Annotated in this window: 19 protein-coding genes and 1 riboswitch; of the genes, 7 read left to right on the plus strand and 12 right to left on the minus strand. The window is 40.8% G+C overall.

What is annotated here, in order from left to right; all coding sequences use genetic code 11:
* Positions 1–2 precede the first annotated feature (2 nt).
* Positions 3–692: a 50S ribosomal protein L1 gene (gene rplA / locus CKV74_RS00910; RefSeq protein WP_005649467.1), complete on the plus strand. Its 690-nt coding sequence runs from the start codon at positions 3–5 to the stop codon at positions 690–692.
* A gap of 128 nt (positions 693–820) precedes the next feature.
* Here rplA and mutM read toward each other — a convergent pair whose 3' ends face one another.
* From mutM to radC, 4 genes are all read right to left on the minus strand, one after another.
* The gene (gene mutM, locus CKV74_RS00915; protein WP_007241710.1) at positions 821–1,636 is read right to left on the minus strand and encodes a bifunctional DNA-formamidopyrimidine glycosylase/DNA-(apurinic or apyrimidinic site) lyase; all 816 of its coding nucleotides are present in this window, start codon (positions 1,634–1,636) and stop codon (positions 821–823) included.
* A gap of 124 nt (positions 1,637–1,760) precedes the next feature.
* The gene (gene rpmG, locus CKV74_RS00920) at positions 1,761–1,931 is read right to left on the minus strand and encodes a 50S ribosomal protein L33 (RefSeq protein ID WP_005613503.1); all 171 of its coding nucleotides are present in this window, start codon (positions 1,929–1,931) and stop codon (positions 1,761–1,763) included.
* Positions 1,932–1,942: 11 nt separating this feature from the next.
* Positions 1,943–2,179 (minus strand): 50S ribosomal protein L28, encoded by a 237-nt coding sequence (gene rpmB / locus CKV74_RS00925; protein WP_005599762.1) that lies wholly within the window; start codon positions 2,177–2,179, stop codon positions 1,943–1,945.
* 179 nt (positions 2,180–2,358) lie between these two features.
* The gene (gene radC / locus CKV74_RS00930) at positions 2,359–3,015 is read right to left on the minus strand and encodes a RadC family protein (RefSeq protein WP_007241743.1); all 657 of its coding nucleotides are present in this window, start codon (positions 3,013–3,015) and stop codon (positions 2,359–2,361) included.
* Between the two features lie 191 nt (positions 3,016–3,206).
* Here radC and coaBC point away from each other — a divergent pair, with 191 nt between their 5' ends.
* From coaBC to crp, 5 genes are all read left to right on the plus strand, one after another.
* Positions 3,207–4,406 carry a bifunctional phosphopantothenoylcysteine decarboxylase/phosphopantothenate--cysteine ligase CoaBC gene (gene coaBC, locus CKV74_RS00935; RefSeq protein WP_095176624.1) on the plus strand — a complete coding sequence of 400 codons (1,200 nt, stop codon included), beginning with the start codon at positions 3,207–3,209 and terminating at the stop codon, positions 4,404–4,406.
* Positions 4,407–4,471: 65 nt separating this feature from the next.
* Complete coding sequence (gene dut / locus CKV74_RS00940; protein ID WP_095176625.1) at positions 4,472–4,927, plus strand: dUTP diphosphatase; 456 nt, start codon at positions 4,472–4,474, stop codon at positions 4,925–4,927.
* A gap of 3 nt (positions 4,928–4,930) precedes the next feature.
* The gene (slmA, locus tag CKV74_RS00945) at positions 4,931–5,584 is read left to right on the plus strand and encodes a nucleoid occlusion factor SlmA (protein ID WP_007241741.1); all 654 of its coding nucleotides are present in this window, start codon (positions 4,931–4,933) and stop codon (positions 5,582–5,584) included.
* Between the two features lie 21 nt (positions 5,585–5,605).
* Positions 5,606–5,821: a YheU family protein gene (locus CKV74_RS00950; RefSeq protein WP_095177125.1), complete on the plus strand. Its 216-nt coding sequence runs from the start codon at positions 5,606–5,608 to the stop codon at positions 5,819–5,821.
* Between the two features lie 80 nt (positions 5,822–5,901).
* Complete coding sequence (gene crp / locus CKV74_RS00955) at positions 5,902–6,516, plus strand: cAMP-activated global transcriptional regulator CRP (RefSeq protein ID WP_373970128.1); 615 nt, start codon at positions 5,902–5,904, stop codon at positions 6,514–6,516.
* A gap of 539 nt (positions 6,517–7,055) precedes the next feature.
* Here crp and glmU read toward each other — a convergent pair.
* Positions 7,056–8,429, minus strand: coding sequence for a bifunctional UDP-N-acetylglucosamine diphosphorylase/glucosamine-1-phosphate N-acetyltransferase GlmU (gene glmU, locus CKV74_RS00960; RefSeq protein ID WP_039847748.1), 1,374 nt, complete (start codon positions 8,427–8,429; stop codon positions 7,056–7,058).
* Positions 8,430–8,701: 272 nt separating this feature from the next.
* Positions 8,702–10,120 carry a glutamate--ammonia ligase gene (gene glnA / locus CKV74_RS00965; RefSeq protein ID WP_007241699.1) on the minus strand — a complete coding sequence of 473 codons (1,419 nt, stop codon included), beginning with the start codon at positions 10,118–10,120 and terminating at the stop codon, positions 8,702–8,704.
* A gap of 278 nt (positions 10,121–10,398) precedes the next feature.
* On the opposite strand from glnA, the gene typA reads away from it, so the two are divergent.
* Positions 10,399–12,249 carry a translational GTPase TypA gene (gene typA, locus CKV74_RS00970; protein WP_095176626.1) on the plus strand — a complete coding sequence of 617 codons (1,851 nt, stop codon included), beginning with the start codon at positions 10,399–10,401 and terminating at the stop codon, positions 12,247–12,249.
* A 60-nt stretch (positions 12,250–12,309) separates the two neighbouring features.
* On the opposite strand, the gene CKV74_RS00975 is transcribed toward typA, so the two are convergent.
* The 6 genes from CKV74_RS00975 to CKV74_RS01000 all read right to left on the minus strand — a co-directional run bounded on the left by CKV74_RS00975 (position 12,310) and on the right by CKV74_RS01000 (position 19,113).
* A complete protein-coding gene (locus CKV74_RS00975; RefSeq protein ID WP_007241612.1) occupies positions 12,310–13,203 on the minus strand; it encodes a DUF3137 domain-containing protein in 894 nt (297 codons plus the stop codon).
* Positions 13,204–13,214: 11 nt separating this feature from the next.
* The gene (locus CKV74_RS00980) at positions 13,215–13,781 is read right to left on the minus strand and encodes a LemA family protein (protein WP_007241601.1); all 567 of its coding nucleotides are present in this window, start codon (positions 13,779–13,781) and stop codon (positions 13,215–13,217) included.
* Between the two features lie 180 nt (positions 13,782–13,961).
* Positions 13,962–14,282: a ribosome hibernation-promoting factor, HPF/YfiA family gene (gene hpf / locus CKV74_RS00985; protein ID WP_007241531.1), complete on the minus strand. Its 321-nt coding sequence runs from the start codon at positions 14,280–14,282 to the stop codon at positions 13,962–13,964.
* 240 nt (positions 14,283–14,522) lie between these two features.
* Positions 14,523–15,896: an alanine/glycine:cation symporter family protein gene (locus CKV74_RS00990; RefSeq protein WP_007241798.1), complete on the minus strand. Its 1,374-nt coding sequence runs from the start codon at positions 15,894–15,896 to the stop codon at positions 14,523–14,525.
* Between the two features lie 82 nt (positions 15,897–15,978).
* A riboswitch (glycine riboswitch) is annotated at positions 15,979–16,087 on the minus strand.
* Between the two features lie 281 nt (positions 16,088–16,368).
* On the minus strand, positions 16,369–18,366 hold the full coding sequence (gene tkt / locus CKV74_RS00995) for a transketolase (protein ID WP_095176627.1): 1,998 nt from the start codon (positions 18,364–18,366) through the stop codon (positions 16,369–16,371).
* 75 nt (positions 18,367–18,441) lie between these two features.
* Positions 18,442–19,113 (minus strand): YtjB family periplasmic protein, encoded by a 672-nt coding sequence (locus tag CKV74_RS01000; RefSeq protein WP_007241739.1) that lies wholly within the window; start codon positions 19,111–19,113, stop codon positions 18,442–18,444.
* Positions 19,114–19,182: the final 69 nt, after the last annotated feature.

A 19,182-nucleotide genomic window follows, 5' to 3' on the forward strand; every position in this document is an offset into this window, starting at 1 on the left:
CGATGGCTAAATTGACTAAAAAAATGAAAGCAATCAAAGCTGGCGTAGATTCTACTAAAGCATACGAAATCAACGAAGCAATCGCGGTATTAAAACAATTCGCAACTGCTAAATTCGTTGAAAGTGTTGACGTTGCAGTAAACTTAGGTATCGATCCTCGTAAATCTGACCAAAACGTTCGTGGTGCAACTGTATTACCACACGGTACTGGTCGTGAAGTACGCGTAGCTGTGTTCACTCAAGGTGCTAACGCAGATGCTGCTAAAGAAGCTGGTGCTGATTTAGTAGGTATGGAAGATTTAGCAGAGCAAATCAAAAAAGGCGAAATGAACTTTGATGTTGTTATCGCTTCTCCTGATGCAATGCGTGTTGTTGGTCAATTAGGTCAAGTATTAGGCCCACGTGGTTTAATGCCAAACCCTAAAGTTGGTACCGTAACACCAAACGTTGCTGAAGCGGTGAAAAATGCTAAATCTGGTCAGATCCGTTATCGTAACGATAAAAACGGTATCATCCACACAACTATTGGTAAAGCGAACTTCTCTGAAGTTCAATTAAAAGAAAACCTTCAAGCATTATTGGCTGCTTTAAACAAAGCTAAACCAACCACTGCAAAAGGTATCTTTATCAAGAAAGTAAGCATCTCTACTACTATGGGTGCTGGTGTGGCTGTTGATCAAGCTTCACTTTAAGCTTAACTAAGTACAAAAAACCGCATTTTTCAATGCGGTTTTTTTATTTTTATAGCATTTATAATAAAATCAATGACTTAGCATTGATTTTTCCCAAAACTCTGAAAAACAAGATGGCGTTTTGCAGCCTATGCTTTCTTTTGACAATGTGGACATACAAAGCTATTGCGTTGCCCGATAATCAAACTTTCAATCACGTGACCACAAACTGGACAAGGTTTTCCTGCTTTACCGTAAATTTGCAACTCTTGTGCAAAGTATCCAGGACGCCCATCCGGTTGCAAAAAGTCTTTTAAGGTCGTGCCTCCTTGCTCAATAGCTCGGGTTAATTCAGCTTTAATGACCAAAACTAAGCGTTCACATTGTTTATGGGTAAGATTAGCGGCTAGTTTTTGCGGATGCAGGCGACAGTAAAATAAGCTTTCATTCGCATAAATATTGCCTACCCCAACAACCACGGCATTGTCCATTAAAAAGGATTTTACTGGAATTCGCCGCCCACGGGACTTTTTAAATAAATACTCCGCATTAAATTCATCGGCAAGTGGCTCCGGTCCAAGCTTAGCAAATAAATGAAAATTAGCTAAGTTATTCGTCCATAACCATGCACCGAAACGACGTGGATCGTTATAGCGCATCACTTTGCCATTATTCATTACAATATCTAAATGATCGTGCTTATCCGGTGGACTATCCTGCGACACAATACGCACAGAGCCCGACATGCCTAAATGACCGATGATATACCCCTGCTCCGTATGAATGACAAGATATTTAGCGCGCCGCGTCAGCGCTAAAATCTTCACATGCTTAAGTTGAGCCAATTCAGCTGACACTGGCCAGCGTAGATTCGCCTGACGAATCACTATATTTTCAATCGTAAAGCCTTTTAAGTAAGGACTGACTCCGCGTAGGGCCGTTTCAACTTCTGGAAGTTCTGGCATATTCGATATTCTTTGAAAAACCTAGATTAACTTTATTTCCTCAACAAATTAGCCACAGCGAGCAGAAGGAAATAAAAGATATAAAAAAACCCGAACAATGTCGGGCTTTTCAATTCTACAAAAATTATTTAATTTTTGCTTCTTTATAGATAACGTGTTTACGTACTACCGGATCAAATTTTTTGATTTCCATTTTTTCAGGCATGTTACGTTTATTTTTATCAGTTGTGTAGAAGTGACCGGTCTCTGCAGTAGAAACTAAACGGATTTTCTCACGAGCGCCTTTCGCTGCCATGTTTTAGCTCCTTAGATTTTTTCGCCACGAGCACGGATTTCAGCTAACACTGCATCAATGCCTTTTTTATCGATAATACGCATACCTTTCGCAGTTAAACGTAAGGTTACGAAACGGTTTTCACTTTCAACCCAGAAACGGTGAGTGTGAAGGTTTGGAAGAAAACGACGACGTGTCGCATTTAATGCGTGGGAGCGGTTATTACCCACTGCCGGACGCTTGCCTGTTACTTGACAGACTCTAGACATAATAATCTCCAATAAATAAATATAAGCTCGAGCTTACGGTTCGGATTGCAAGTTGTAAACTTGACGCCTCGTCAGGTCGCCAAATCCGACCCGCCAACTATATTAAAGGTCGCCGATTATACTGACTTTGTTTTAATTTCTCAAGTATAAACTTTTCTAAGCGGCAAAAAAATCACCAGCTAGATTAGGCCATTTTCTGCAAATGAAAAGCAACGATTTTTCCCTACAATAAAATGATCAAGTATCCGCATTTCCATTAATTCAGCGGCTTCTACTATCTTGCGAGTGATCATTTTGTCTGAATCGCTGGGTAAAATCTCCCCTGAAGGGTGATTATGTGCCAAAATCAAAGCAGATGAATTGCAGTATAGCGCCGCCTTAATAATCTCTCGGGGATAAACCGCCGCAGCATTTATCGTCCCAGAAAACAACTGATCTTTTTTTATCAACTTATGCTGATTATCCAGAAACAGTACTAAAAAAACCTCCCGCTCTTCACCACTCAATTCTGCCTGTAAAAATAATCTTACGGTTTCAGGATCTGTAAAAGTCGGCTGAAACATTAGATTTTCCAACAAATAACGCTTGGCCATCTCCATCACTGCATTAAGCTGAATAAATTGGGTTTTCCCTAATCCTTTTATCGCACAAAATTGTTTTTCATCTGCAGACAGCAGTCCCCGTAATGAACCAAATTCCTTGAGTACTAGTTCTGATAATTGTAAAACATTACAACCTTTTATTCCTGTTCGTAGAAATATCGCCAGTAATTCATGATCCGAAAGGCTTTTGGCTCCATGCAATGACAATTTTTCACGGGGCATCAACAATTCCATATGCTCTCTCCTTCTAATTCCATTGAAATATCTGAATATAACGATGCATTCTCCTCAAGTATTTTAGTTGTACATAAAAAGAGATCTGTTCTTACAATTAGGATCACAAAATCAATTTTTTATTCTTTATAAATTACAGTAGAATAGCGCGCATTGTTGATAACCACTAACAAACATCAAACGGTAATAACATGATTAATGGCAAGCATATTGTTGTCGGCATTACAGGCGGAATCGCTGCCTATAAAACAATTGAGCTAATTCGCCTATTGCGCAAAAGTGATAATGAAGTACGTGTTGTATTAACACCGGCTGCAGCTGAATTTGTGACGCCTTTAACACTCCAAGCCATCTCGGGCAATGCTGTGGCACAATCCCTACTCGATCCTCAAGCTGAATTGGCAATGGGACATATAGAACTGGCCAAATGGGCTGATGCCGTTGTCATAGCTCCTGCTAGCGCAGATTTTATGGCTCGCTTAACAGTGGGGATGGCTAATGACCTATTAAGCACTATATGCCTTGCTACCGACGCACCAATCTTGCTTGCGCCAGCGATGAACCAGCAAATGTATCGTCAAACAATTACTCAACAAAATGTGGCTACACTTGCCAAGCGTGGAATTCATTTTATTGGTCCCAATAACGGTTTTCAGGCCTGTGGCGATGTGGGGGCTGGAAGAATGTCTGAACCTGCAGAAATTTTTGAGGCAACTCAGTCACTCTTCGCAATAAAACAAGATTTAGCTAATTTAAGCATCGCTATCACAGCAGGTCCAACCCGTGAAGCTATCGATCCTGTTCGTTATATTTCTAACCACAGCTCAGGCAAAATGGGTTTTGCTATTGCCGAGGCTTTTGCCAAACGTGGGGCAAATGTTACCTTAATTGCTGGTCCCGTAAATCTTGCTACACCGAAGAATGTTCATCGTATTGATGTGACAACCGCTCATGAAATGTGGCAAGTCTCCCTTGAAAGAGCGGTCAAAAATCATATTTTTATTGGCTGTGCAGCTGTAGCAGATTATCGTGTAGCAGAAGTCGCAGATCAAAAAATTAAAAAAACTAATGATAACGATGAGCTTTCCCTTAAATTAGTGAAAAATCCAGACATTATCGCGAGTGTTGCATATTTAGAACAAAATAGGCCATTCGTGGTAGGCTTTGCTGCCGAAACACAAAATGTTGCAGGTTACGCTAAAGATAAACTACAACGTAAAAATTTAGACATGATTTGTGCTAATGATGTTTCTGGCGGGCAAGTGTTTGGGCAAGATCAAAATGCCTTACATGTTTTTTGGAAAACAGGTGAAAAAGCTTTGCCATTAACTGATAAAAATAAATTGGCAGAAATATTAGTGAGTGAAATTGTGGAGCATTACCACAAATAAAATACGCTAAATTCGGTTTTGCTTTCGTATAAAAATGACAAATTTCTTCAAAGGATAAAATTACAATGAAAAAAATTGATGTAAAAATTTTAGATAACCGTATTGGTAATGAATTTCCTTTACCAACTTACGCAACCGAAGGCTCTGCCGGTTTAGATTTACGTGCATTGCTTGAAGAAAGCACTGAGATTTTACCAGGTGAGACCAAACTCATTCCTACAGGGCTTTCAATTTACATCGCGGATCCGAATTTAGCTGCAGTCATTTTACCTCGTTCCGGTTTAGGTCATAAACACGGTATTGTATTAGGTAACTTAGTTGGATTAATTGACTCAGATTACCAAGGGCCATTAATGGTTTCTGTCTGGAATCGTGGTAGTGAACCATTCAAAATCGAAATAGGCGATCGTATTGCGCAACTAGTATTTGTTCCGGTAGTACAAGCTGCATTCAATATTGTGAATGAGTTTACTGAAACCGAACGCGGTGAAGGTGGTTTTGGCCATTCAGGTAAAAAATAAAATATGATAGAACAATTGTCTTTAGTTGAAGTTGATGAGATTGACGCGGAAGTCAAAACGCCGAAAATCGAAAAACGTACGGTAAAAGAGCGTCGTCAACAAGTTTTAACAGTACTTACGCATATGCTCCATTCAGAACGGGGGATGGAACGTATGACAACAGCCCGCCTTGCAGAAGCGGTCGGAGTCTCAGAAGCTGCGCTCTATCGGTATTTTCCAAGTAAAACCAAGATGTTTGAAGCTCTCATTGAAAACATCGAAGCTAACTTGTTTAGTCGAATCAATGCATCCATTCGTAATGAAACCAATACCATGAATCGTGTTCATGATATTTTGCAGATGATCCTTGACTTCGCCCGAAAAAATCCTGGTCTAACACGTATTCTCACCGGACATGCATTAATGTTTGAGGATGCTCAATTACAAGCCAGGGTAGCGCAATTTTTTGATCGTTTAGAAATGCAATTTGTGAATATTTTACAAATGCGTAAACTGCGTGAAGGACGAGGCTTCAATGTCGATGAACGAATTATTGCTGCGCATTTGGTTACCCTATGCGAAGGACAGTTTATGCGTTATGTCCGCACTAACTTCCGACTTACTGCTAATCAAGGATTTCAACAGCAATGGCGCTTTCTTGAACCCCTTTTTGTTTAATTGACTTTAATTAGTAAATATATGATTATTCCGTGGCAATCCCTACCAGAAGACACTCTAGAAAACATTGTTGAAAGTGTGATTTTACGTGAAGGTACAGATTATGGTTGTCACGAATTAACGTTCGAGCAAAAAAAACAAAATCTACTCAGCCAGATTCGCCAAGGAAAGGCCATAATCGAATGGTCGGAATTACACGAATCCATCGACATAAAAAATAAAATGGAATTTAAATAAACATTTATAAAGGAGCCAATATGTCAAATGAATTACTCACAAAAGGCCTAGAAGGTCAAATAAAACAGGATGAACACTCCATGCGCGATCCTGCACTAGATTGGTTCCTTACCCACTGCCATCTACATAAATATCCCGCAAAATCTACATTAATTCACGCCGGTGAAGAAGCTAATACCCTTTATTATTTAATTAAGGGCTCCGTAATGGTTTCTTCAAAAGATGAGGATGGTAAAGAGATGATCCTCACTTATTTGGGCTCAGGTCAATTTTTTGGTGAAGCAGGATTATTTGATGACAATGCCAAACGTTCCGCTTGGGTAAAAACCAAGACCCCTTGTGAGATCGCCGAAATCTCCTACAAAAAATATCGTCAATTAATTCAGGTAAATCCAGAAATATTAATGTTTTTAACGGCTCAATTATCCCATCGGCTACAAAATACTTCACGTCAAGTGAGCAATCTAGCATTTTTGGATGTTGCTGGTCGAATTGCACAAACCCTTATTAACTTGGCAAAACAACCAGATGCGATGACCCATCCTGACGGCATGCAAATCAAAATTACCCGTCAAGAGATTGGCCAGATGGTCGGTTGCTCACGTGAAACCGTAGGGCGCATCATTAAAATGCTAGAAGATCAAAATTTGATCTCGGCTCACGGTAAAACTATCGTTGTATACGGCACTCGCTAATTTCAAATACATATAAAAAACGCTTTGTAATTAAAGCGTTTTTTCGTTTCTAAGTATTAATTGCCAATATTTTATGCTAAATAAGAATAAAAATAGAGCGGTTATTTACTTATGCTAATTGACAAACTTTATAAATCCAATGATAATACAGGTCGCCTTCTAACGAGGTCTGTTAGAAGTCAGGATTGGTCTCCTGAAATATAAGTGGCTTTTAAGAAGATGTTGAGTCTTTTTAATTATATCGCAAACTGGTAAACCAGAGATGCAACTCTATGGTGAGCTAAGTGGAAATCCCGCAGGGATGCGATGCAGTAAGCCACTTGCTGTTAAGACCAATTCTGCTTAGTCTCACCACCCTCTTTTCATTTTCCCAATATTTTTGTCTTTCATAAAAACGCCCTTTGTATTTTTAGCGTTTTCCATAGAATATAAGATAACCCATTGATTTTACTACAATCATTTTAAAAACTGGAACAAAAGACATTAATAACTGAATTGTAAAAATAAAAAACCCCGCTCACGCGGGGTTATTCATTTTATTACGATTTTTTCTTCACCGGGCGTTGCCAGCCTTGAATATGCCGTTGTGGCACACGAGTAATCACTAATTCATCTTTTTCTACATTACGGGTAATCGTTGAGCCTGCACCAATTGTCGCCCCATCGGCTACACTCACTGGCGCAACCAACTGAGTATCAGAGCCCACAAAAACATCATTACCGATAATTGTTTTGAATTTATTGGCACCATCATAATTACAAGTGATCACACCTGCACCGATATTACAATTTGAACCAATTTCTGCATCGCCCACATAGGTTAAATGATTAACTTTAGAGCCCTTACCAACAACAGCTTTTTTAATTTCCACAAAGTTTCCTACATGGGTTTCAGCGGCTAATTCTGCGCCTGGGCGTAAACGTGAGAATGGTCCAATCGCTGCTTTTTCACCGACGGATGCCTCTTCCAATACGGAATAAGGTTTGATTTCCACATCATCCGCGATAGTCACATTCTTCAATACACAACCGGCACCGATCTTCACTCGTGAGCCCAAACGTACATTGCCTTCAATAATTACATTGACATCAATCTCAACATCTTTACCGTGCTCCAAAGAACCACGTAAATCAAAGCGTTCCGGATCAATTAAAGTTACACCGGCTAATAACAAACGTTCCGCCTGTTTACGTTGATAATAACGTTCTAACGCAGCTAATTGTAGACGATTATTAGCACCTTCTACTTCCATATACTCAGTTGCCTGTACCGCAGCAACCCGACAGCCATCCTGATTAGCCAAAGCAATTACATCAGTCAAATAAAATTCACCCTGAGCATTATTATTGCTGACACGGGATAACCATTTTTTCAAATTAGCACCATCCGCTACCAACACGCCGGTATTCACTTCTTGAATCTTGAGCTGTTCTGCATTGGCATCTTTTTGTTCCACGATAGCTACCACATTGCCATCTTTACGAATAATACGACCATAACCGGTTGGATTATCCAAATTAACCGTTAGTAAAGCGATACCATTATCCGGTTTAGCGGCAATTAATTGATTTAAGGTCGCTTGGCTAACTAGCGGCGCATCACCGTATAAAATAACGATATTTTCATCATCCTTAAAGAAAGGTGCCGCTTGTTGTACCGCATGTGCGGTACCTAATTGCTCGGCTTGGAACACCCAATTAACCGGCTCATCAGCCAAACGTTCGCGCATCAATTCGCCGCCATGGCCATAAATCAAATGCACCTGCTCCGCACCTAATTGCAATGCGGTATCAATCACATGTTTCACCATCGGTTTGCCGGCTACTTTGTGTAATACCTTCGGTAAATCGGAATACATACGGGTTCCTTTGCCCGCGGCTAAAATTACTGCGCTTAATGCTTTCTGAGTCATAAATTCATCCTTTTTGGAAAAAACGCCCGCCATTCTAGCCTAGAACCGCCGGAATAGTAAGTAATTTAGCTTTTCTCGCCGATCCCCAGCCCCATAAAGTTGGCAAAAATGGCTTTCTTTTATTTATATGAACGCTATCTTGTTTTCCGGAGTTTTTCAAAAAACACAATGTAACCAATTGATTTTATTAGAGGTTCATCAAAAACAAGATAAACATCAGATTTTGCCACAAAAAAAAGCCCGCTAAATAGCGGGCCTTATGGTTTAACACATTAAGCGTAGTACATTTCAAACTCAATTGGATGCGGAGTCATATTTAAACGCTCGACTTCTTTGCGTTTGATACCGATGAAAGCATCAATAAAGTCTTTAGCAAATACACCACCTTGGGTTAAGAATTCATAATCTTTTTCTAATGAATTCAACGCTTCCTCTAATGAACTTGCTACAGCAGGAATATCTTTTAATTCTTCCGGTGGCAAGTCGTAAAGGTTTTTATCCATTGCATCACCCGGATGAATTTTATTGATAACGCCATCAAGGCCGGCCATCAATAATGCTGCAAAAGCCAAGTATGGGTTTGCTGTTGGATCCGGGAAGCGTGCTTCAACACGAATGGCTTTCGGGCTAGTGACCGCTGGAATACGGATAGAAGCGGAACGGTTACTTGCCGAGTAAGCCAATAATACCGGGGCTTCAAAGCCTGGCACCAAACGTTTATAAGAGTTAGTACTTGGGTTGGTGAAGGCATTTAAAGCTTTCGCATGCTTAATAATACCACCGATGTAATAAAGTGCAGTTTCAGAAAGACCGGCATATTTATCACCTTGGAAAATGTTCTTACCGTCTTTGCTCAAGGACATATTACAGTGCATCCCTGAACCATTATCGCCAGTGATTGGTTTCGGCATAAAGCAGGCCGTTTTACCATGTTCAAGCGCCACATTTTGTACCACATATTTATAAATTTGGGTTTCATCGGCTTTTAGGGTCAATGTATTAAATTTAGTCGCAATTTCATTTTGACCCGCTGTCGCCACTTCATGGTGATGTGCTTCGATAACCAAACCCAGTTCTTCTAAAATCAAACACATTTCAGAACGAATATCATGGGCGCTATCAACCGGTGCCACGGCGCAATAACCGCCTTTGGTTAACGGACGATAAGCATTATTGCCGCCTTCATACACTTTATTAGTATTCCAGCTGGCTTCAACATCATCTACTTGATAACCATTGCCATTCATGGCGACATTGAAACGCACATCATCGAATAAGAAAAATTCCGGTTCTGGGCCAAAAAGCGCAGCATCAGCAATACCGGTTGAACGCATATAATTTTCAGCACGAATCGCAATTGAGCGAGGATCACGATCGTAGCTTTGCATCGTTGTCGGTTCATACACACTACAACGAATAGAGAGGGTTGGAATCTGGGCAAACGGGTCAACCACCGCAGTTTCAGCGATTGGCATTAATAACATATCGGCTTTATTAATGGTTTTCCAGCCTTCTACTGACGAACCATCGAACATTTTACCGTCTTCAAACATATCTTCATCCACTAAGCTCACCGGAATAGAAACACCGTGTTCCTTACCTTTAATATCAGTAAAGCGAAGTAGTGCGAACTTAATATCGTTCTCTTCGATTAGTTTAAATACGTTGGCGATTGCATTTGCGTTTGACATAAAAATTCCTCTATTGGGTTTTGTTATCAAGAAATAAGGCTGCATTATACTGTAATTACCCAGTATTTTCATTGGATTTATTTTAGTCAATCCGCCTATTTTGCATAGCCGAGAAATAAAAAAGCGTGTATACTTTCCGCCCTTTCGCGCCACCCCAGGCGCGTTCAAGTCTCAATGTTTTAACTCTCTTACTCGGCTGTGTGGAACATTGTTGCACGCACCTCGATATGCCGTGCGTGATTAACCGCTCACACGGCCCACAAACAAAGAACGCAATAATGAAAAACGAAATTGATATTAACAAATTGCGCAACATCGCAATTATCGCCCACGTTGACCACGGTAAAACAACCTTAGTTGACAAACTCCTTCAACAATCCGGTACTTTTGAAACAACTCGCGGTGATGCAGATGAACGCGTGATGGACTCAAACGATCTCGAAAAAGAACGTGGTATTACTATCCTTGCAAAAAATACTGCAATCAACTGGAATGATTATCGCATTAATATCGTCGACACTCCGGGACATGCGGACTTCGGTGGTGAAGTTGAACGTGTACTTTCTATGGTAGATTCGGTACTTTTAGTCGTTGATGCCTTTGACGGCCCTATGCCACAAACTCGTTTTGTAACCCAAAAAGCATTCGCACACGGTTTGAAACCAATTGTAGTGATCAACAAAGTTGACCGTCCGGGAGCGCGTCCGGATTGGGTTGTGGATCAAGTCTTCGATTTATTCGTGAATCTTGGAGCAACCGATGAACAATTAGATTTCCCAATTATCTACGCGTCCGCATTAAATGGTGTTGCCGGCCTGGAGCACGAAGAATTAGCAGAGGATATGACCCCGTTATTCGAGGCTATCGTGCAACATGTTGAACCGCCAAAAGTTGAATTGGATGCACCGTTCCAAATGCAAATATCCCAATTGGACTACAATAGCTATGTCGGTGTTATCGGTATTGGTCGAATCAAACGTGGCTGCCTAAAACCAAACCAACCGGTCACTATTATTAATAGTGAAGGAAATACTCGCCAAGGCCGTGTCGGTCAAGTATTAGGTCATCTCGGTTTACAACGTTATGAAGAAGATGTGGCTTACGCTGGCGACATCATTGCAATTACCGGCTTAGGTGAATTAAATATTTCCGATACTATTTGCGATATCAATGCTGTTGAAGCCTTACCTTCATTAAGCGTTGATGAACCAACCGTAACCATGTTCTTTTGTGTAAATACCTCACCATTTGCCGGCCAAGAAGGAAAATACGTTACTTCCCGTCAAATTCTTGAGCGTTTAAACAAAGAGTTGGTACATAACGTTGCACTACGTGTAGAAGAAACACCAAACCCGGATGAATTCCGTGTTTCTGGCCGTGGTGAATTACACCTTTCTGTATTAATTGAAAATATGCGTCGTGAAGGTTATGAACTTGCGGTTTCTCGCCCTAAAGTAATCTACCGTGAAATCAACGGCAAAAAACAAGAGCCTTACGAGCAAGTCACCATCGACGTAGAAGAACAGCACCAAGGTTCTGTCATGGAAGCATTAGGTATCCGTAAAGGTGAAGTGCGCGATATGATGCCGGATGGTAAAGGCCGTGTTCGTTTGGAATACATTATTCCAAGCCGTGGCTTAATTGGTTTCCGTGGTGAATTTATGACTATGACTTCCGGTACAGGTTTACTTTACTCCAGTTTCGATCACTACGATGACATTAAACCGGGTGAAATTGGTCAACGTAAAAATGGTGTGTTAATTTCTAATGCTACCGGTAAAGCTTTGGCTTATGCCCTATTTGGCTTGCAGGAACGTGGTAAATTGATGATCGATGCCAACGTAGAAGTTTATGAAGGTCAAATCATCGGTATTCACAGCCGTACAAACGACTTAACGGTAAACTGTTTACAAGGTAAAAAGCTCACCAATATGCGTGCATCCGGTAAAGACGATGCTATTGTATTAACTACACCGGTGAAATTCACACTTGAACAAGCTATCGAATTTATCGATGATGACGAGTTAGTAGAAGTCACCCCAGAATCGATTCGTATCCGTAAAAAACTCTTAACCGAAAACGATCGTAAACGTGCTAACCGTACAACAACCAGTACCAGCACTCACTAATTCTTAATAAAGAAAACATAAAAAAGGCGAACCAAGGTTCGCCTTTTTATTTGTATAAATTTAGGATTTCCAAATCGTGCGATTCAAACCTAAATCCTTCACAATATCCACAAAGCTCTTAACCCCGACGATATAATTCCTAATCGTTTCATCCTCTAACAGGGATCTTTGAGCATTAGGTTCAAAACTATCTATTTTTAAATTAATTGCCATACGCATCTCTTGACGTTGAAACACCAAAGAGATCGGACAATTAAACTTACGCTTCAATATACAAAGAGTTTCCATCAAAAGCGGTGATAATGCGTATCTAGCCATAATTTGATCATCAGAAAACACCTCAAAGTAGCGATTGAACTCGTTATTGTCCATAAGAGCCTTTTCTCCAGCTCTTCTAACACCGAAATCGTCTTTATCGCAAACATAAACATCATGGGTCAGCTCTTTTGGGAATGTTGCTTTAAGCAGAATACCGGAGAACTCTTTTAGCAACATCTGTTTAATTTTGATCTTGCTATGTTTCCCTATATTTCTGACATTCATATCCGCTATTTCCAACTTGATTCCATCAAGTTCACCGTAAATCAAATCCTCACTGCGCCAACTTTCACAACTCACATCATAGATATGATCAAAATCTAATTTGCTCAATCCGGAGGTTGGGGAATAAGATAAATTAAAATGCTGAACAATCGAATTAATTACATTTGATTTAAAGTGAGCAACAAAGGCATTCTTATTTTCCATCAACCGTTTTATTAGATAGGCCATCAGGCCGATAATAAAAATAGTGAAAAGATAGTGTCCTCCACCTAAAGCTCCAAGTAAGAAAATAAAAGCCACACATAAGCCAATAGCTAACCTTGTGGAAAATTTCAGGAGTGCAATTCGTTCTTTCTCTAAATTTTCCAACTGTGGAAAGCGAATTCCCTCAATTTCTTTCCCCTGCTGCATAACTGGCTCCATTATTTACCGCTAAACAATGTTTTCATATTCGGTGCTTCAGCTTCATTTTGCGGAATATCGAAGAAACTCGCCTGAGTAAAACCAAACTGTCTAGCAATCAAATTAGAAGGGAACATTTCAATTGCATTGTTATAAACCTCAACCGCACCATTATATGCCCGTCTAGCTGCAGAAATTTGTTCTTCCACATCGGTTAAAGCTTGCTGTACATGCAAAATATTTTGGTTCGATTTCAAATCCGGATAATTTTCCATACGAATGCGTAATCCACTCAACACGCTGGAAAGCTGATTGTTTAACGCAAATTTTTCCGCTGTAGAATTTGTGGCCTGGGCTTTTTCCCGTAAGCTAACGATGTTTTGTAGTAATTCTGCTTCATGGGTCATATAAGCCTTTGCTGTTGCCACTAAATTAGGTAATAAATCATAACGACGTTTCAATTGGGTATCGACCCCCGCCTCAATACTCTTCACCTGATTTCTTTTAGCAATCAAAGAGTTATAAGTTAAAACGACAAATCCAGCCACTCCAATGACAAGAATAATTAAAATGGTTGTAATGCTCATAACAGCCTCCATTGGTAAATTTGCGGCAAGTATAATAAAAATGCCTAAAATCACAGCCTTTTATCAATAAACTCTTGATCAGAGTCAAAAATTCTCGGGCTAATTAAAAAATAGAATGAAAATCACTTAGTAAAAATAGGCAAAAAAATACGGCGACCACATTGGCCGCCGTTATTGGGATTATTCGAAGGAATCTTTCAAACGTTCATCTGCTCGTTTAGATTCACCTTTATGCTGTAACTTATTGAGTTGCCGTTCTAATTTTTCTTCTACTTCATTGATAGCTTTATACATATCATCTGATGTGGCACTAGCCAGCAAATTACCTAACGGGGTACCGATTGATGCCTCCACCGTAAAGCCGTTAGGAACCTTATTCAATACGAAATGGGGGTTAATCAGTTGAGTGTGCCATTTCTCTAATTTTGCAAGTCTGCCTTCAACATGTTCACGAATTGCAGGGGTAATATCCATTTGTTTACTTGTGATATTGAGTGTCATAGCATTTACCTCATTTGCTTAAATGAAAGCCTTTCGGCTTTGGTTGATTTACTAGTAACATATCGACCCCGCCCCTATTTTTCAAGTAAAAAAGGCAAATAAAAAAACAAATATTAAAAAATATGATCTAGCTCGCATTTCAATATATCGGGCTATTTTCTTTCTGGCTAAAGCTGTTATCCTGTTAGGCTGTAAACGTAAGGGAGGCCTAAGCCTCCCTTATGTTTTTTAACACTCCAATCAAGATGGAATTTCATCCAAATCACGCTGATTATTTTTCAAACGCTCAAAGTAATCCTTGGTTTCCGAAATAATCACTTTACGTAACCCAATCAATGCCACTAGGTTAGGAAATGCCATCAAGCCATTGACTATATCGGCTAGAATCCAAATTACATCTAACGTTAAGAAAGAGCCTGTGCCGACTAAAATAATAAAGATCCAACGGTATAATCGAATACCACGAATACCAACCAAATAAACAAAACAACGCTCACCGTAATAGCACCAACCCAAAATAGTGGTAAATGCAAAAAATAATAATCCAATAGTCACTACAGTCGCACCAAAAGATGTCCCTAATCCCTGTGCGAAAGCATAGTTTGTCACACTAGCGCCAGCAAGTTCCGGATTACTCCAAGCACCTGTAATAACTAACACTAAGCCAGTCATCGTACAAACAATAATAGTGTCTAAGAATGTCCCGGTCATGGAAATCAAACCTTGACGTACTGGCTCTTTGGTTTGTGCTGCAGCCGCCGCAATGGGTGCACTACCTAAACCGGATTCATTGGAGAAAATCCCTCTCGCAACCCCCGATTGAATCGCTTTCATCACCGTAAAGCCAACTGCCCCGCCTAACGCTGCCTGTGGCTCAAAAGCACTATGAATAACCAGTTCGATGGCCGCCGGTAATTTGTCATAATTAATCGCCAAGATCACAATAGATACCGACACATAAAAAATCGCCATGAAAGGAACGATTAAGGATGATGCGGTAGCGATGCGTTTTACCCCGCCTAAAATAATCAGTGCAACCAGCAAAGTCACCACCGCTGCCGTAATAATGATCGGAATATTAAAGGTATCCTGCATAGCATGGGTAATCGCATTCACTTGAGGAAAGGTACCGATACCAAAGAAAGCCACCAACACGCCAAACACCGCAAATAATCTTGCCAACCATTTCAGCCCCAATCCGCGTTCAATGTAATACATCGGACCTCCGGCCATAAAGCCATTACGATCCCGCACGCGATATTTCACCGCCAACAAACATTCAGCATATTTGGTCGCCATCCCTAATAAAGCCACCAACCACATCCAAAAAATTGCGCCAGGGCCACCGGCTTGAACTGCGGTCGCCACCCCCACAATATTCCCCGTACCGATCGTAGCAGCAAGCGCAGTACACAATGCAGCAAAGGATGAGACATCGCCCTTGCCCTTATTAGCATCCCGTTGAAATAAATAGCGCAATGCCCGCGGCAAATAGCGAATTTGCAAAAAACCTAAACGTAAAGTGAGATAAAGTCCGGTTCCCACCAATAAAATCAATAATGGAGGGCCCCAAATAAAGCTATCGATAGCTGATAAAATTGTCGTAATTGACATTGTGATTCCTCGTCGTCTAAAAACAATAAACGCGACAAGGAGACGAAAAGTATCCGTGAAAAGAAATAAAAATACAGAATATCTTTTTGCCCCTGTCCTTTTGCCTGAGCGTTTGAGGTGAAACAATTATTTCACTTTTGCGCCTTCGGCGTCCGTGCGCATAAGCCACGGATCTCTCCAAGGGTTCGTCCGGTAACAGTCCTCGCCATTGCGCCTGAAAGATTTACCTCGTCGGCGTAGGGTCAATTCCCTACTCTCCAGCTACCTTCATCCGAACTCGCTTTAATAAAAAGCGCGCGCATTCTAACAAAATCACGCTAGCATCTCAATTAAGCCAATCACAACGCTCCCATGAAAACATAAGCTTTCGCAAAAACAACACCTAAGTCATTGATTTTATTATAGTTGTTTTAAAAAAGAAAAAACGGTTGTTTGGAAACTCCAAACAACCGTTTATAGCTATCGAATCAGATTATAAAATCTCTTTTGCGGTTGCCACCACATTATCCACGGTGAAACCAAAGAGTTTAAATAATTGATCCGCCGGTGCAGATTCACCGAAACCATGCATGCCCACTACGCGACCTTCAAAGCCAACGTATTTATACCAGAAGTCCGCAATACCCGCTTCAATCGCAACACGTTTGGTTACAGCTGCAGGTAATACGCTTTCACGGTACGCTGCATCTTGTTTATCGAAACGGTTAGTACTTGGCATAGAGACGACACGTACTTTTTTACCTTCAGCACTCAATACATCTGCTGCTTTCACTACTAATTCTACTTCAGAACCTGTCGCAATGAAGATTAACTCAGGTGTACCATCACAGTCTTTTAACACATAGGCACCACGTTTAACCATATCTAATTGTGCAGAAGTGCGGTCCATTTGGGCTAAGTTTTGACGGGTAAAGATCAACGCACTTGGACCATCTTGACGTTCAACCGCTTGTTGCCATGCGATAGCTGATTCCACTTGATCACATGGACGCCATGTTTCAAGATTTGGAATTAAGCGTAATGAGGTGGTTTGCTCAACTGGTTGGTGAGTTGGACCATCTTCGCCCAAACCGATAGAGTCATGGGTATACACGAATAAAGAGCGTTGTTTCATTAATGCCGCCATACGCACTGCATTGTGTGCATATTCGTAGAACATTAAGAAGGTTGCGCCGTAAGGAATGAAACCGCCGTGTAAAGCAATACCATTCATGATCGCAGACATACCGAACTCACGTACACCATAGTTGATATAGTTACCACCTACGTTTTCCTGTGCACGAATTGGTTTAGAACCGCTCCATAACGTTAAGTTAGAGCTTGCTAAGTCTGCAGAGCCACCTAAGAATTCAGGTAATACGTGGGCATATGCCTCAATTGCATTTTGTGATGCTTTACGGCTTGCAATGCTCGCAGGGTTGGCTTGTAATTTTTCGATGAAGGCTTTAGATTCCACTGCCCAATTTGCTGGTAATTCACCATTTACACGACGAGTAAATTCTGCTGCAAGTTCAGGATATGCTTTTGCATAAGCAGCAAATTTTTCTTCCCAAGATTTTTCTGCTGCTGCGCCTTTTTCTTTCGCAGACCATTCAGCATAGTACTCAGCCGGAATTTCAAATGGGCCATATTCCCAGCCTAGTGCTTTACGGGTTAATGCGATTTCTTCATCACCTAATGGTGCACCGTGACAATCGTGAGAGCCAGATTTATTTGGTGAACCAAAACCAATGATCGTTTTACAAATAATCAACGTTGGTTTTTCTTTTTCTGCTTGAGCAAGAATGGTTGCGGCACGAATTTGTTCAGCATCGTGACCATCTACATTGCGGATCACTTGCCAGCCGTAAGCTTCAAAACGGGCAGCTGTATCATCGCTAAACCAACCATCAACATGACCATCAATCGAAATGTTGTTGTCATCGTAGAATGCGATTAATTTACCTAAGCCTAATGTGCCGGCTAAAGAGCAAGCTTCGTGAGAAATCCCTTCCATTAAACAGCCATCACCTAAGAACACATAAGTGTGGTGATCGACGATTTCATGACCTTCACGGTTAAATTGACCCGCTAAGGTTTTCTCCGCAATCGCCATCCCCACTGCATTGGTGATACCTTGACCTAACGGACCAGTTGTGGTTTCAACACCTGGTGCATAACCATATTCTGGGTGGCCTGGGGTTTTAGAATGTAATTGACGGAATTGTTTTAAATCGTCGATGGAAAGATCATAGCCGGTTAAATGTAATAAGCTATAAATCAACATTGAACCATGGCCATTAGAAAGCACAAAACGGTCTCGGTCAGCCCATTTAGGGTTGTTTGGATTGTGTTTTAAGAAATCGCGCCATAAGACTTCTGCGATATCCGCCATCCCCATCGGGGCACCTGGGTGACCTGATTTTGCTTTCTGAACTGCATCCATTGATAGCGCACGAATTGCGTTGGCGAGTTGTCTACGAGTTGCCATTTTGTTCTCCTATAAAAAAATCTAACTCCATTCTACTCTATTTAGAGGTAGATTCGGTAATTAATCAAAGATATTTCAATTGCGTCGACGTCGGCTATGAAATCGTTGAGATGGTTTTTTATCCACTAGCACAGGCAATCTCTTCGCCTCCGAGCCCTTATTTCGATAGGCCCGCCGATAATGATAAATAAAATAATAGATAGAGCCACTCAATAAAGCGCCCAATAAGAAAACCAATAAAATTTCACCATATAATCGATGGAATACCCGATCGATTTGGTTTTGGGTCGTTTGCGCATATTGCGCATCAAAGGTCACCCGTAAAAAACCACGAACCCCACCATTTGCATAAATGGGTTCAACAATTTGTTGAGTCGGTATCTTTTGCTGACTAGGAGCCAAGCCTAGTTGTTCACGTAAATTGCCCGAATAGCGACTTTGCGCCAATTGTTTGCCATTATTATCATAAATGGTAGCATCCAAGATAAACTGCTGTTTCAACAAATCATCTAAACTTTCTGCTAGCTGTTCGCTATTACTGTTATTGATCAGCAACACCGACAAGAGATTTGCCTGCTGACGCACTAATACGTGCGACAAATTAGCAACCTGATTTACACTGGCTAATTGCGAGCCAATTTTAAACTGCTGCACACCAAACAAAATCACGGCCAATGCGGCAATAATAGCAGCCACAATCACCAATAGCATGGAGGACTTCGTCAGTTTTTCCTTTACCAATTGCACGTTTTTCCCTCTCCTTTTCCAATCTTGCTGGAAATTCGCTAGAATAGCGCGGCTTCTCAATTTACAGGA

The organism is Haemophilus pittmaniae, assembly GCF_900186995.1.
Classification (GTDB): domain Bacteria; phylum Pseudomonadota; class Gammaproteobacteria; order Enterobacterales; family Pasteurellaceae; genus Haemophilus_D; species Haemophilus_D pittmaniae.